The organism is Veillonella sp. ICM51a, assembly GCF_000524355.1.
Taxonomy (GTDB): domain Bacteria; phylum Bacillota; class Negativicutes; order Veillonellales; family Veillonellaceae; genus Veillonella; species Veillonella atypica.
Map to the genome: position 1 here is coordinate 15,498 of NZ_JAPX01000033.1, position 12,811 is coordinate 28,308.

At 37.3% G+C, this 12,811-nt stretch carries 18 protein-coding genes and 1 tRNA gene; 1 reads left to right on the plus strand and 18 read right to left on the minus strand.

Annotated features, from left to right (window positions below; genetic code table 11):
- Positions 1 to 3 precede the first annotated feature (3 nt).
- The 5 genes from HMPREF1504_RS05725 to HMPREF1504_RS05745 form a co-directional block, all read right to left on the minus strand.
- Positions 4 to 516, minus strand: coding sequence for a phosphatidylglycerophosphatase A (locus HMPREF1504_RS05725; protein WP_005378081.1), 513 nt, complete (start codon positions 514 to 516; stop codon positions 4 to 6).
- A gap of 99 nt (positions 517 to 615) precedes the next feature.
- Positions 616 to 960 (minus strand): zinc ribbon domain-containing protein YjdM, encoded by a 345-nt coding sequence (locus HMPREF1504_RS05730; RefSeq protein WP_005378010.1) that lies wholly within the window; start codon positions 958 to 960, stop codon positions 616 to 618.
- A gap of 112 nt (positions 961 to 1,072) precedes the next feature.
- Entirely contained in the window at positions 1,073 to 1,471 is a 399-nt protein-coding gene (locus HMPREF1504_RS05735; protein WP_005378116.1) for a type II toxin-antitoxin system HicB family antitoxin, read from the minus strand.
- A gap of 67 nt (positions 1,472 to 1,538) precedes the next feature.
- Positions 1,539 to 1,724, minus strand: coding sequence for a type II toxin-antitoxin system HicA family toxin (locus tag HMPREF1504_RS05740; RefSeq protein ID WP_005377959.1), 186 nt, complete (start codon positions 1,722 to 1,724; stop codon positions 1,539 to 1,541).
- Positions 1,725 to 1,792: 68 nt separating this feature from the next.
- Positions 1,793 to 2,152: a MerR family transcriptional regulator gene (locus tag HMPREF1504_RS05745; protein ID WP_038124228.1), complete on the minus strand. Its 360-nt coding sequence runs from the start codon at positions 2,150 to 2,152 to the stop codon at positions 1,793 to 1,795.
- Positions 2,153 to 2,218: 66 nt separating this feature from the next.
- On the opposite strand from HMPREF1504_RS05745, the gene HMPREF1504_RS05750 reads away from it, so the two are divergent.
- Complete coding sequence (locus tag HMPREF1504_RS05750; RefSeq protein WP_038124229.1) at positions 2,219 to 2,596, plus strand: carboxymuconolactone decarboxylase family protein; 378 nt, start codon at positions 2,219 to 2,221, stop codon at positions 2,594 to 2,596.
- Between the two features lie 858 nt (positions 2,597 to 3,454).
- On the opposite strand, the gene HMPREF1504_RS05755 is transcribed toward HMPREF1504_RS05750, so the two are convergent.
- The 13 genes from HMPREF1504_RS05755 to HMPREF1504_RS05815 form a co-directional block, all read right to left on the minus strand.
- The gene (locus HMPREF1504_RS05755; protein ID WP_038124232.1) at positions 3,455 to 3,952 is read right to left on the minus strand and encodes an ECF transporter S component; all 498 of its coding nucleotides are present in this window, start codon (positions 3,950 to 3,952) and stop codon (positions 3,455 to 3,457) included.
- Between the two features lie 112 nt (positions 3,953 to 4,064).
- On the minus strand, positions 4,065 to 4,358 hold the full coding sequence (locus HMPREF1504_RS05760) for a DUF2695 domain-containing protein (RefSeq protein WP_005384616.1): 294 nt from the start codon (positions 4,356 to 4,358) through the stop codon (positions 4,065 to 4,067).
- Positions 4,359 to 4,384: 26 nt separating this feature from the next.
- Positions 4,385 to 5,146, minus strand: coding sequence for a hypothetical protein (locus HMPREF1504_RS05765; protein WP_038124236.1), 762 nt, complete (start codon positions 5,144 to 5,146; stop codon positions 4,385 to 4,387).
- Positions 5,147 to 5,223: 77 nt separating this feature from the next.
- Positions 5,224 to 5,730, minus strand: a complete 507-nt coding sequence (locus HMPREF1504_RS05770; RefSeq protein ID WP_038124238.1) for a YfbM family protein — start codon at positions 5,728 to 5,730, stop codon at positions 5,224 to 5,226.
- 22 nt (positions 5,731 to 5,752) lie between these two features.
- Positions 5,753 to 6,346, minus strand: coding sequence for a hypothetical protein (locus tag HMPREF1504_RS05775; RefSeq protein WP_005381158.1), 594 nt, complete (start codon positions 6,344 to 6,346; stop codon positions 5,753 to 5,755).
- 38 nt (positions 6,347 to 6,384) lie between these two features.
- The gene (locus HMPREF1504_RS05780; RefSeq protein ID WP_038124240.1) at positions 6,385 to 7,191 is read right to left on the minus strand and encodes a hypothetical protein; all 807 of its coding nucleotides are present in this window, start codon (positions 7,189 to 7,191) and stop codon (positions 6,385 to 6,387) included.
- 25 nt (positions 7,192 to 7,216) lie between these two features.
- Positions 7,217 to 7,759 carry a hypothetical protein gene (locus HMPREF1504_RS05785; RefSeq protein WP_005381180.1) on the minus strand — a complete coding sequence of 181 codons (543 nt, stop codon included), beginning with the start codon at positions 7,757 to 7,759 and terminating at the stop codon, positions 7,217 to 7,219.
- Between the two features lie 35 nt (positions 7,760 to 7,794).
- Positions 7,795 to 8,475: a hypothetical protein gene (locus HMPREF1504_RS05790; protein WP_038124243.1), complete on the minus strand. Its 681-nt coding sequence runs from the start codon at positions 8,473 to 8,475 to the stop codon at positions 7,795 to 7,797.
- 112 nt (positions 8,476 to 8,587) lie between these two features.
- Complete coding sequence (locus tag HMPREF1504_RS05795; protein WP_038124247.1) at positions 8,588 to 9,019, minus strand: hypothetical protein; 432 nt, start codon at positions 9,017 to 9,019, stop codon at positions 8,588 to 8,590.
- A 20-nt stretch (positions 9,020 to 9,039) separates the two neighbouring features.
- Positions 9,040 to 9,855 (minus strand): DUF2262 domain-containing protein, encoded by an 816-nt coding sequence (locus HMPREF1504_RS05800; RefSeq protein ID WP_038124250.1) that lies wholly within the window; start codon positions 9,853 to 9,855, stop codon positions 9,040 to 9,042.
- 119 nt (positions 9,856 to 9,974) lie between these two features.
- Entirely contained in the window at positions 9,975 to 10,817 is an 843-nt protein-coding gene (locus HMPREF1504_RS05805) for a DUF6630 family protein (protein WP_038124253.1), read from the minus strand.
- Positions 10,818 to 10,954: 137 nt separating this feature from the next.
- On the minus strand, positions 10,955 to 12,166 hold the full coding sequence (locus tag HMPREF1504_RS05810) for an ATP-binding protein (RefSeq protein ID WP_038124256.1): 1,212 nt from the start codon (positions 12,164 to 12,166) through the stop codon (positions 10,955 to 10,957).
- Between the two features lie 207 nt (positions 12,167 to 12,373).
- Positions 12,374 to 12,450 (minus strand) — tRNA-Arg (locus tag HMPREF1504_RS05815).
- Positions 12,451 to 12,811: the final 361 nt, after the last annotated feature.

Below are 12,811 nucleotides of genomic sequence, written 5' to 3' on the forward strand. Positions count from 1 at the left end.
GTTCTATCCCTCCACAACGACATGGTGCACCCGATTCGGCGTATTATGGGCAATGCGACCTGCTGCAGCGGCCGCCACGGCACCAACTAAATCATCAAGAAACGTATTGCAATGACTATCAACTTGACTATCTAGATTTTTAACAATGCCCGGTTTTACCTTATCAATATAACCATAGTTCGTAAATCCAATAGATCCGTATAAATTCACAATGGATAAAGCGAGGATTTCATCAATACCAAACAACGCTTCATCACGAGTCATGATACTTTGTAATGGCTCAGATAATTTCTTCTGCTCCGCCAATCTATCCAATTCTATGCCCGTAATGATGGCATTTTGTGTTTCTCGTTTTTCAAGTACGGCCTGTACACTCTCTACGCACTCGTCCATCGTCAAATCAGGAATATATGGTTGTTGAATCATCATCACAATATCTGCAATGTCCTGAACGGTAACGCCTCGTTCCTTTAATAAATTATACGTACACGCCTTTAATTCCTCCTGAGATATCATAATTGCTCCTCAAAATTATACAAATTTACGTAACACATTATACCTTGATTATACCACGAAAAAATCCCTACCGACGTTCTATCGGTAGGGATTCCATGATTAGATTTTCTTAACCATTTCAGATTTCAATGCCATCGCACCAAAACCATCGATTTTGCAATCAATATCGTGTCCGTCGCTCGCATCAGAAATGAGGCGAATGTTTTTAACACGCGTACCTTGTTTCAATACGCCAGCGCCTTTTACTTTGAGGTCTTTTACAACAACAACGGTATCGCCATCAGCTAGTTCATTGCCGTTAGCATCGCGAATGATACCTGCTTCAGCTGCAGCTTGTGCGTCAGCCGCTGTCCATTCATTGCCACACATAGGGCAGATAAACATATGACCATCTTCGTATGTGTATTCATCGCCGCACTTAGGGCAGTTAGGTAAATTTGCCATTTAGATCTCCTTTTTCACTACATAATGAAAGTATTATACATTTATCCCTTCATTGAAACGCTCGTAAATTTAGATTTAATTAATCTAAGCACATCATCTATAAATATTTATACTATATTAGTTCTAGTTCTTGCTTTAAAGCTCGTTGTAAAATTTGTGAAAAATTAAGTTGTTTCTCTTCTGCTTTATGATTTAACCAGCTTGGGATTGTGAGAGTCTTTTTTACAGCCTTGTTATCTGTTCTTTTTAAATACTCTTCTTCGTCCCATTTTACTAAATCTATAAACTCCCCTTCATTACATTTAATATCGATTGGATTACTTGCTTTTGGAAAGTCCTCTCCATCTTCACTCAATGAATACAAGTAAATACCTAGTGCATCTTCAGCCATCTCTACCGCTTCACATAAAGTATCGCCTTCAGTTACACAGCCTAATAAATCTGGAAAACTTACCGTATATCCATTTTCACCGTCTGTACTAAATACAGCTGGGTACATTTCCTTTCTCATTATTTCCTCCTATCTAGACATTCAGCTTGTGATTATCTTAACTCCACCATTTTATCTTGATAGGGGGCTATTTAAGCCCCGCTTGCTTCAAGATTGTTTGTAATGTTTTAGGTTTTAAATCTTCTTTATGTAGTGCTATAGTCACTCGCCCATTTTTTGTTGGATGTTTTAATATATGATGTGAACCTCTAACTCTATCAATATACCAACCATCCTTTATTAAAACCTTCATTAACTCTTTTGGTGTGGTCAAACTTTAATCACCGTCCTTTTATATTTTTGATTTATATATATATTAATACGTATTTATACGTATGTCAATTATTTGTAATCTTGATTCAAAAGATGTTCATACAACTCTAACTTATCTTCTAGATTATTCTTATAACCTTCCAATCGTTTAATTTCGGTCTCAATAAACCGATAATGGTCTTGCAACAGGGTCATTCTTTCATGGACCGTATGAGATCCGGCATACCTTAAATCCGCATACCGCTTGATATTCACAAGTGGCATTCCCATATCTTTCAGGCGTTTAATAAACTGCACAAACCCCACATCCTCCGCATGATAATTGCGAATGCCGTTCTGCCGCTCAATGTGAAGGAACCCTTGATCCTCATAATATCGTAATGTAGAAATAGACAGTCCCACCAATTTTGAAAATTCACCAATTTTCATACTTTCACCACCTTGACCTCAAGTATACTCGAGCATATATCATACGTCTAGACGGAGGTAATAATTATGAAAGAAACACGTTTTAACATCGGTATGAACACATTGAAACAAATTGACGGGCTGCACGGCGAGGAGGTGTATAACACAATTCAAGAGATTTCACCGGCCATAGCCGATTTATTGGTCGAGCTGTTCGGCGACATCTACACGCGCCCCAACCTGGATTTCAAGGAACGGGAACTGATTACGCTCTCATCCCTGTTAACGCTGGGCGGTTGCGAGGCACAGCTGAAAGTACACACCAATGCGGCACTCAATGTCGGTATCGCGCCCGAGCAAATCGTAGAGGTCTGTACTCACTGCATCCCCTATGCGGGATTTCCACGCGTACTGAATGCACTGTTTACGGTGAAAGCGGTCTTTGAAGAACGAAACATACTGTAATTAAGGAACGACCGCAACAAAAAATCTATTACTAAATATTAGTCTATTTATAACTAACAAAGGGAGACTCTTGATGGAGCCTCCCTTTTATTCTTGTACAAGTTGTACGAAATTAATTCGTATTTTTCAATATTTAAAATCCGCTATATATTAATAACGAAAGAGCCATTAACGTGAGTTAGGTAAAAAATAAACCTAACGTTTAAGACTAAGTACTGCAATACTTAGACACGTTAGGTTTATCAAATTCTTGTTTCTTTGATGAGCCTAACGCCTAGAACACGTTAACTGGCTCTTTTGTACTTATAGTATAGTCTGAATTCTAGAGACTGTCAATTTACCTCTCTTATTCGAATTGACTATATAGGTTAACCTCTTTATAATGTAATAAAGAGATAGTCGACGAGTGGTTCCGTCAGGCTCATCCCAAAACATTATAAAACATGCAGAAATGGCCTTTCGTTTTCAGCTACCAGTTGGTAACGAAGGGCTATTTGTCGTTATTACGACAAATCAGCACTATCAATGCTCCAAAGGAAATAACTACAGTTAAAATCCCAAGGACAATCATAATGATTTCGTAGGCACTCATAGGCTTCACCCCCTTCAAAGAAAAAGGGCGACCCAACCTCGTCGACTATCTTAATTACATTATATATCGAACTTATGTTTTATTCAATAAATAATATTAATACAAACTAAGCCAAAAAATAAACCTAACGCGACTAAGTACTGCAATACTTAGACACGTTAGGTTTATCAAATTTCTCAATTCTTTAATGAGCCTAACGCCTAGAACACATTAACTGGCTCTTTTGTACTTATAATATAGTCTGAATTCTAGAGACTGTCAATTTACTACCCCAGGCGTTTACGCAAGATAGCATAGAGAATCATGCTAATAATAACGCTCATAACGGCTTGAATGGTATTAGTCACAATACTAGCAATGGCTACGCCTGGATCAAATACGAAGTATTCGGCGATAAAGTAGCCTGCTACGATAATAACACCACCTACGATAGTTGCTACCAAAGCAGAGGTAGTTGTCTTATTGTTATAGACAGTACCGACAAGATAGCCTTCAATGCCTTTCACCACAAAGGTGATTGGTACAAAGACTGCGTAGCCAAGGAACAAATCGGCTAGCGCTGGTCCAATAGCACCGATATAGGCACCATATTTTCGACCTAATAATAAAGCGGATGTCATGATAACGACATCTCCAACATTGAAATAGCCGCGTATGCCAGGTACTGGAATTTTCGTATACATTGTAAGCAATGTAGCGAGGGCAATCAATACGGCTGTGAGTACTAACGCGGATGTAGTACTGCGGGTTTGAACGTGTTGCATAGCGTCCTCCTTATAAAGAAAATAGGCATGTGAATAATTACATCACATGCCTATACTATAAACCTTTATGGTAACACTTGTAAATAAAAGGAATTAACTATAGAAAATACTATTAACGGTACTCTTCAAAACGTTCCTCTACATTGTAGAGAACCTCGCAATCACAACCGCCACCTTCGTTGATAATCCAATCTAGTACGCTTTCAACATCTATCTTTTGTGTTTCTAAAAATTCTCTTGTGAAAGTCAAACTATGGTCGCAACCGTCATTCGCCTCTAATTTCTCGTCTACATAGTCAAAGAGATTCCAAAACAACTCTTCGTCCATAGGTAAGCTATCTTGAAAATTCTGTTTTTCTTTAGCTTTATAGTCTTTCAATAATTCCTTTTTACGTGCTTTGTCCATTGTAATTATTGCCTTTTCATAATTTATTACTCATATAATTCCGGTCGTTCTAATACAGTGCCATACTTCAACTTTGGTAATTTAATTAATTGAGGATACAACTGCTTAACCTCTTTACAAGATTTTAATGTAAGATGTTCTAGATTATGGAGTTCTAAAATAGGAGAATAGTCTGTATCCATCACTTTAGCGGTCAAGAAACTAAAGAATCGCAGCTGTTTCATATGGCGTAGAAATCCCAATGATTGAACCTTAAGAATTTTAGGAGCCGCGAAATCACCTTCTAGAGCAAGACTTTCAAGATGTTTTAGATTAGCTAATGGCGCATAATCATCAATTTTTTGAAAGTTCTCAATCGACAGAGCCACTAATTTTTCTAATTTTGATATAGACTCCAAACTCGATACGCTTCTACCGGATCCAATGTGTAGATATTCTAGTTCTTGTAAGTTCTCTAATTTTGAAATATCTGGATAAACACCCCATTTTATATGTAACCTTTTAAGTCTCCGTTGGGCACACACCGCATCAAATAACTCCTGTGGCATTCTTGTACAAAACATGAGCTCTGTAAAGATATCTGGATGTTCAACTAAAAAACTACACCACTCCTGTAAAATACGTTTTTTATCTTTGGCAGAATAGTCTTCATCTAGCTGTGTGCAATTAATCATCAGCCTATCTTCACCATCATATTCAGAAACCTCAACTACAGATTTTAGTTGTTTCTCATCCTTATGATAGTAGTCAAAGCCATATTTAATTTGCTTTTCTGTTAACACTGCCATTTATAATTCCTCATCTTCGTCAGTCCTATAATTACTTTATCTATAACCAGAGCCATGTCCAACAGATTATAACGGGCCTAACAAATTGATACAAGCACATGCCCCTTCGCTTCTAGCACTTTTTTATAGAACACCTTCATCTGCTCGAAATCGTGGAGAATTTCATCTTTGATTTCCTCCTCTTCTTCGTCATAGTCCCAAATATTTGGGTAAAGTTCGGCTTCTTTACAAGCAGTCATATCAAAAGATTCGAGTGCACTTTCAATATCAAATTGATCTAGAGCTGCCACGATATTGGCTAAATGATTGTGTTCTGTATATGCTACATAGTCTGATATATCCTCAACAGCCATTACACCTAGTACCGCTTGGCTAAGAGGATTTTTATCGTCTTTATGGTCAGTGCCCACACCAGTTAGCACAAAATGGAGTACATCCCACATCTTGTCGATATCAAGCAATAACTCATCGTCGTCATTCCACTCTTCAACACTTTCAAGAATTTCCTCTTCTTCTGAGCCCATAGCTTTAAGCTTTTTTAAATTCGCATCGCTTAAACAGCTATAATTTGCAATCAATCCCATAGTCTAAACCCTCCGTAGATTATTAGTGGTCAATCTCTGTCAGTAGTTCTAGCAATTTCCCCTCTTCTTCATTAGCTTCATCCAATAATGGCTTACCAAATAAAAGTACTTGCAGTGAGTAGTAATAGAAGCTAAAGAACAGGTCATCCGGAAATACCTCTTCTTCCTCATATCTAAGAATATCTTCATCTTCATCGTACTCTTCAGACCAAAGATATTCTTCGTTGAGCATATCCGCAAAACTCGGTAGTGGATCTGCATGTTCTAGCATAAGACCATCTCTAATACACTCAGCAATAATTATGAATAATTCAGCTAATTCTTTTACTAAATACTTTGCTACCTCATTATGACCTTGTTCTTCAACGGCTTTTTTAAAAATACGTAATAGAAAAATCAATGCAAAGGGCGTAGCATGCCATAAAGTCGATTGATGCTCAATGTTTTGGGCCAGCTCTTCACCTGCCACATCAATGGCACCAACGTTCTTCATATCCCACAACACCTCAAGATGAGCAGGAAAATCTGTGGCACGGCCGTAAGTTGTGGTCAAACGATGCCAGGGTATGTCACTGACTTTCACAGTTTCTATATATTGTTTCGTCACAGTATCCATTAAATTTACACCTTTATAGTAACGCATTCTCCCGAAGATTATTTCTGAATAACCTCTTTCACCAGTTCATAGGTGTCTATGAGACGCAGTTTTCCTAGCCTAGGATTATCTACAATCTCCTCATAGATATCTTCCAACGTGCCTGCTGGTGCTAGTTTCCACAGCTTGCACGGATATAGCTCAACAGTTCCGATGATTTCCAAATCATCTAACAATAAACCTAAATCCTTATGCGTAAACCAACAGTCGGTATCGATACCGAAATTTGTATTGTCTTTCCGGCAGGCGATTTTACTATTTAAAAACTGCTCCATTGTAGGTTTTTCTTTTTGTAAAAGCCGCGTACAAGCCAAATGGTACTCGATTTTCCGCGGTGATTGATCCACGTCAGATACAAAAATAGCTCCATACTCGTTTTTAAACTTAACAGCTAATACATCGCCCACCTTAACATGAGGTTCTCGCTTTGTTTTAGATTTACGAACCTTTAGAGGCTTTGGATTTTCACTTTGTAGTTGTACGGCTAATGTATCTAACGCCTTTTGACGTTGTTTAAGGGCCTTGCTATCGATTTCTAGCCAAAACTCATGAGCGCTCTTTGCGATTATGGCTAATGCTTTTTCTTTAATATCCTGCGATAAATGACCTATCTTCCAAAGCGAATAGGCTACGGCAGTCCAATAAATTTCTGTATAGAATTCGTCAGTACAAAAATTCTGCTCTTCAGCCAAAATCTCTGAAACAATGGTATCAATACTAGTGCCATCTCTATAGCGCTCAACAATCAAATTATAAATATCATGGCCATCATCACTATCTATGATTTTTACTCCATCAATAGCCATATAATTCTCCTTTTAAACAATACGTCTAGAAAAACAGATTTTGTGATTCTGTAACGGTTCCATCATCTTCATGGAAATAGCAAGCATATACAGGTTCACGATGCGCCGCATCATAGAATTTCTGTAAAACAGGTGAAAGTTTCATGTCTATGGGCATATGTAAAGCTTTCACAATGGGTTCCCAAAGTTCCATCGGCGAATAAGAGATAATATCCAACTGCTTATTCTGACCATATTCTTCAAGTGTTGCCGCATCAGCATACTTACTTGAGTCACAGTAATCATGCCAACAAATACTAAAAACGATCAAATGAAACAAATCATCCATACTTTCAGCCAAACGGCCCGCAGCACCCTCGCTACTCCAATAACCTATGGATCCGTCCTCCAATAGATGATATTCACCGCCAGCACCATCTACAGCAAATGCCATCCCCGGCACAGAGAACGTGCAGCGACCTTCAGCGGTATCGCGTTCCTCCAACGCATCTAGCAAGCGAAAATCGAATAGCGTATCAAAATCTTCAGCTAGTTTAGCGTCATTTCGTAATGTTTCTAAATAGTCCATATTGATAACCTCTTATTCTATCGACGCATTACCGGTTATTTCATCGGACCATGAGCGGCAATAAAATCATCCTTACTCTGTTGTAGTTCTTTTTTAGCGACCATGTATTGTTTCAAGTCAATTTGTCCGTTCTCTTTTTGTTCAGCCAAGGTCTTTTCTTTATTTATGATTCTAATCCAGTCTAATTGTGTACTAAATTGAGTATTAACGCCTTCACTATTTTCTCGTAACGCAAGCAACGCAAAGACTTCATCCATGCCGAGATTAAACAAGTCGCTTTCAAAATCGATAGGTTCAAAATAATAGCGAACCGTATCCGCCCCAAATTCATCATCTAATTTGGCCCATTCTGACACTGAAAGCACGGTAAATCCGAGCGTATCGTTTCCAAGGCTTTCAGTAAACCAACGCACCTCATAATCAGGCTGAACGAAATCGTTGAAATATTTGATGGTCACATCTCGATCTTGCTCATCACCGTAAGGAATTTGCAGCTCTTTATCGCCCTTTTTTAGCACAATATCGTCACCATAGGGCTTGCCATTACTAACCGTTTTAATATCGATAGGCTCATCCATCATATCATTGAAATAGTTCACCACATCTTCGTCATACTCGCGCCAGTCAATCCAGATGATAGCTTCGGAATCAAACAAATCAGTTAGGTCAATATCATTGGCAAAAAAGCTTCTTAATTCTTTATACAGATTTTCCATCGTCTCTCTCCTGTTTATTATTTATATTGATAGTTAAGCCTTGCCATACTAACATCCAATAGACTCTCAGCTTAGCTCAGCTATACAAACAGATCCATTGCTAACAAGTACTCTAGAGCGTTTCATATATAACATCTTGTCGAGCCGTAAAATTTTTATCAAAAGATACTAATACATATAGTTGTCCCGCGGTCGATTCGCCCATATCATAACCTAGTGCAAATGCGTCGTAACAACCTGATTTATCTAACATTATATCCGTTAGTGTTAGCACAACAGACTCTTCTTGCGATATTTCCTTTTGTATGATTTCCTGTGCCAGTTGATCCAATTCATCTAATTGAACATATAATTGTTCCCACATTGGTAGTGAAAGCACCTCAGCCTCAGTATAATCGGTGCAACTAATATTGAGGTTTTGAAAGGCTTGCGCTTCATTCTCTAAGCGATTAGTGCCCAATCGTCGAGATACGAAATAAACGCCATGCGGTTCTACAGTCCAGCTTTCAACATTCCATAATGTCATTAATTCCGATTTTCTCATTAGGACTCTCCATTAATTGATTATCCTGCAATATCCGCATGTACAGGATTCCCCTCCGCATCAATATTGACTATGATGCAGTGACCCCAGAAGATATCGTCATCGTCATAATAGACCTCTATGGTGCCATCATTGCGGAACGCCAATTCGCCCATAGTAATACGCTTGGCAAATACGTCAGCCGTAATCGGATCTTGGTCATCATTGTCAAGCCAATCATTAGCAAGATCTAATAAGGTCTCACTAATATAGGTACTAATTCGTTGTTCAAATGCTTTGAAATTGTCGATTTTATTGAAAGCCGCCAACGCTACAGTACAGCTTTCATCAGAACCCTCGTCTACATCAAGGGTGAATGCATAATCATCAATTCTCGCTGTGTAATATTGATACTCTCGATTTAACAGGAAGTCACCCCTGTCAGTATGAAGGTATTTAGGGGTTTTCAAATAAGCTGACAAAGCCTCTAACTCGCTATGTTTAGCATGTTCCTCTAACACCTCAAGCACATAATAGCGATTATTCCAAGAAGGACGCATATAGCCCAAATCCTCTAAGAATTTTGCTTTCTTAACTAACAATTTATAGACCCCATGGGGCTCAAAAGAATAACCCCATCTATCGTCAAGGCCCTCAATAATCCACGTCAAAATGCCTTCACTACGGTCAAGCACGCCCGTCCGAGTATCTAGGATAGCATCGGTAGACACCAGCGGTCTATGGTACTTATCTAAATAAGGACTAGCGCCATTTGCATCACTACGCGGCAATGCATAGATTTCAAACACTTCCGGCTCAAACTCGGCTTCATATTCTGGTAGACGTACAATACTCATATGATTCTCTCCTATTCATCACATTTATACAGTGCAAATTGTTTACAGTTAAGAATTACAACCTTTTTATAGATACGGCCACATTATAATCGTGCCACTACATTATAATTTTCGTTATATCACAAACGTTCAGCTACATCGATTCTATGTAATAATTCTTTCGCTAGTTCTTGGGCTCTTTTAAATTCCTCATTTGAAAGTACCATGAGCACCAAACTATCTGTACCGATGTCCATACCTACTAACTTCTGGTTTTTCCACGTGGAATTAAAATATGCGCACCAGTCCCCAATACATTGACTATCATCGAATGCGGATGTATCAATAGATACATCTCCAGTTAAATTTTCATCAGTAGATAAATTTTTATTATGGATTAACTTCTGCACATAATAAAGAAAATCCTCTAATTCGATTTTCAAAGATAACTCTACAGCACGATCAGTAGATAGCAACGTCTCATAGAGATTCCACCAGCTATCTTCTAGTTCTTCCATGGAATGTAACTTTGCTTTGGACATGAATGATTTGGCTTGTTTAGCATCGCCTAACAACAACGTTGCTAACTCTGTAAATGTAGATCGCATCTGATCGATATCTAGATACGCTACTTCTACACACAAACTACAATCAGGTACTCTGCGTTTTTTCACAAAAGCCCGCATTATCTTCACTGCGTCAGGATAACTTACATCAGCCATACGATAGGTCTTGCCATCTATATCTAAGAATAAATCTACTGCATCCTGCTTTTTACCTACACGTGCTTTCATGGCTGTACATCCATCGATGGCATGAGGTGGATATAATTCAACATACATGAAATATCCATCATGCATAGCCTTTAAGGTATTATCTATTCCTACTATGTTAAAACCGTTCCGATTATAATCAGGGCTCTTCATGCGCCACTCTTCGTAATTGTCGAATAATTTTTCTTGAATCCAATTGGAAAAACTCATAAGGATGCACCTTTACTTAACAACTGTATACAAATATCCTATTTTATCTTATTATATCATTATTTATAAACTAAATAGCATGATTTATAAGTATATTAAATAACAATATATAGATTCAAAAATAGGGATGTGAATTATCACATCCCTAATAACCAATCTAATACATTATATTGCTGAATTCCATTATAATTATGAGGTTTATAAAGCTCATCCATAGTGAGTAAAAATTTAGGATACTGATCGTTAACTGCTTCTAATGGTGCTAACTCTCTGTCTCTAGTAGTTGGATCCAATACACTTTCTGATACTTGGTAGTACTCTAATATACCACCAGGCTTTTGAGCAACGAAATCGATTTCGCCCTTTGTTAATTGTCCAACATATACTGTATATCCTCGACGCCGCAACTCAAGGTATACAACATTTTCTAATACATGCCCCCTATCACGGTTAATATCAGGTAGTAATAGTCGCTTAAAAGCCATATCCACTACATAATACTTAGGACGTAACCTTAATAATTCTTTGCCACGCACATCAAATCGTTCTGTATTATATAACAGTAAACTATCTTCTAAGCCCCTAAGATAACGTTCTACAGTTTTATTATCTACCTTTCGACCTGCACTTGTTAATGAATTTGCAATCTTTGTGGGATTAATCAAGCTACCAATATTGGCAAAAATATATCTCACAATACTTTCAAGTAATTTAATATCTGCAATTTTTAATCGATCAACAATATCTTTTAAAACAACGGTATTAAATAACCCTTGTAAATAATCCTGCCGACCTTGCCAATTTTCCGACATATGTAAAAGCCCTGGGAATGAGCCTTCACTTACATATTTTTCATATAAGACCATTCGTGAAAGCCCACTTTCACTATAGGCATCAACATATTCCTTATAAGACAAGGGAAGCATCTCAATTTGTACATAGCGACCTGTGAGAAATGTAGCCATATCAGAGGACATAAAATAAGCATTAGAACCTGTAATATATATATCAATATTATCTTGTACAAAGAAGTTATCTACTACACGCTCAAATGATGGTACATGCTGAATTTCATCGAGGAATAGATACATTTTTTTACTTGGAATAATCCGTTCATTAATGTATTCATATAAAGCCCGATAATCTCTTAGTTTATCATACTCCATCAACTCAAAATTAATATCAATAATTTGTTCAGCTGTTACATTATCGGCTAATAACTCATCTTGAAACAACTTAAACAACGTAGATTTACCACAACGCCGTATACCAGAAACAACCTTAATGATAGGTCTATCTTTATGTCTTCGAAGAAAATCTAAATAATATGGTCGCGATACTAATGACATGCACACATCTCCTCACCAAATGGGTTTTAAAACCTAATTCTATATATATATATTATATCATTTTAAGGTTTCAAAACCTAATTTTTATGTTTTATATCACAATTTTGGTTTTAAAACCTAAATTTAATTGTATCACCATGGAACAATTTTTATAATAATAAAAATGGGTATAAGGTCTATCAAACCCTTATACCCATTCGCTTATACTGGTGCGCCTAACCGGAATCGAACCAGTGACACGCAGTTTAGGAAACTGCTGCTCTATCCTACTGAGCTATAGACGCATGTATACTTTATTATATCGTTTTTAAATCTATCTACGCAAGAACTATGCTATAATACAGCTGTTGATAGTCTAGAGTAATCAAACATTTGTGACAAATACCTATGCCTTTTGATTCATAAAGTACTCTGTTATAACTTGGTTTGGTGATTTAAAGTTTAAGACTTTTTGTGCAATGTTATTATATCTATTAGCATATCGACTATGTACTTTTAGAAAACTCTCCATACTATTAAACTTACGAGAATAAAATCTCTCACTTTGTAAATTCACGACCATTATCTGTTTGTATTGTATGAATAGGAAATCCCATTTTGGCTTCTAAATTTAATAAGAACCGACTTGTATTAGTAACACTTTTT

What these genes read in the sequence shown, in the direction of transcription:
- HMPREF1504_RS05770 (WP_038124238.1), bottom strand. Translation starts at nt 5,730, where the DNA reads ATGGGATTGATTGCAAATTATAGCTGTTTAAGCGATGCGAATTTAAAA.
- HMPREF1504_RS05730 (WP_005378010.1), bottom strand. Translation starts at nt 960, where the DNA reads ATGGCAAATTTACCTAACTGCCCTAAGTGCGGCGATGAATACACATAC.
- HMPREF1504_RS05735 (WP_005378116.1), bottom strand. Translation starts at nt 1,471, where the DNA reads ATGAGAAAGGAAATGTACCCAGCTGTATTTAGTACAGACGGTGAAAAT.
- HMPREF1504_RS05790 (WP_038124243.1), bottom strand. Translation starts at nt 8,475, where the DNA reads ATGGAAAATCTGTATAAAGAATTAAGAAGCTTTTTTGCCAATGATATT.
- HMPREF1504_RS05750 (WP_038124229.1), top strand. Translation starts at nt 2,219, where the DNA reads ATGAAAGAAACACGTTTTAACATCGGTATGAACACATTGAAACAAATT.
- HMPREF1504_RS05800 (WP_038124250.1), bottom strand. Translation starts at nt 9,855, where the DNA reads ATGAGTATTGTACGTCTACCAGAATATGAAGCCGAGTTTGAGCCGGAA.
- HMPREF1504_RS05760 (WP_005384616.1), bottom strand. Translation starts at nt 4,358, where the DNA reads ATGGACAAAGCACGTAAAAAGGAATTATTGAAAGACTATAAAGCTAAA.
- HMPREF1504_RS05745 (WP_038124228.1), bottom strand. Translation starts at nt 2,152, where the DNA reads ATGAAAATTGGTGAATTTTCAAAATTGGTGGGACTGTCTATTTCTACA.
- HMPREF1504_RS05795 (WP_038124247.1), bottom strand. Translation starts at nt 9,019, where the DNA reads ATGAGAAAATCGGAATTAATGACATTATGGAATGTTGAAAGCTGGACT.
- HMPREF1504_RS05725 (WP_005378081.1), bottom strand. Translation starts at nt 516, where the DNA reads ATGATATCTCAGGAGGAATTAAAGGCGTGTACGTATAATTTATTAAAG.
- HMPREF1504_RS05810 (WP_038124256.1), bottom strand. Translation starts at nt 12,166, where the DNA reads ATGTCATTAGTATCGCGACCATATTATTTAGATTTTCTTCGAAGACAT.
- HMPREF1504_RS05755 (WP_038124232.1), bottom strand. Translation starts at nt 3,952, where the DNA reads ATGCAACACGTTCAAACCCGCAGTACTACATCCGCGTTAGTACTCACA.
- HMPREF1504_RS05785 (WP_005381180.1), bottom strand. Translation starts at nt 7,759, where the DNA reads ATGGACTATTTAGAAACATTACGAAATGACGCTAAACTAGCTGAAGAT.
- HMPREF1504_RS05780 (WP_038124240.1), bottom strand. Translation starts at nt 7,191, where the DNA reads ATGGCTATTGATGGAGTAAAAATCATAGATAGTGATGATGGCCATGAT.
- HMPREF1504_RS05805 (WP_038124253.1), bottom strand. Translation starts at nt 10,817, where the DNA reads ATGAGTTTTTCCAATTGGATTCAAGAAAAATTATTCGACAATTACGAA.
- HMPREF1504_RS05765 (WP_038124236.1), bottom strand. Translation starts at nt 5,146, where the DNA reads ATGGCAGTGTTAACAGAAAAGCAAATTAAATATGGCTTTGACTACTAT.
- HMPREF1504_RS05775 (WP_005381158.1), bottom strand. Translation starts at nt 6,346, where the DNA reads ATGGATACTGTGACGAAACAATATATAGAAACTGTGAAAGTCAGTGAC.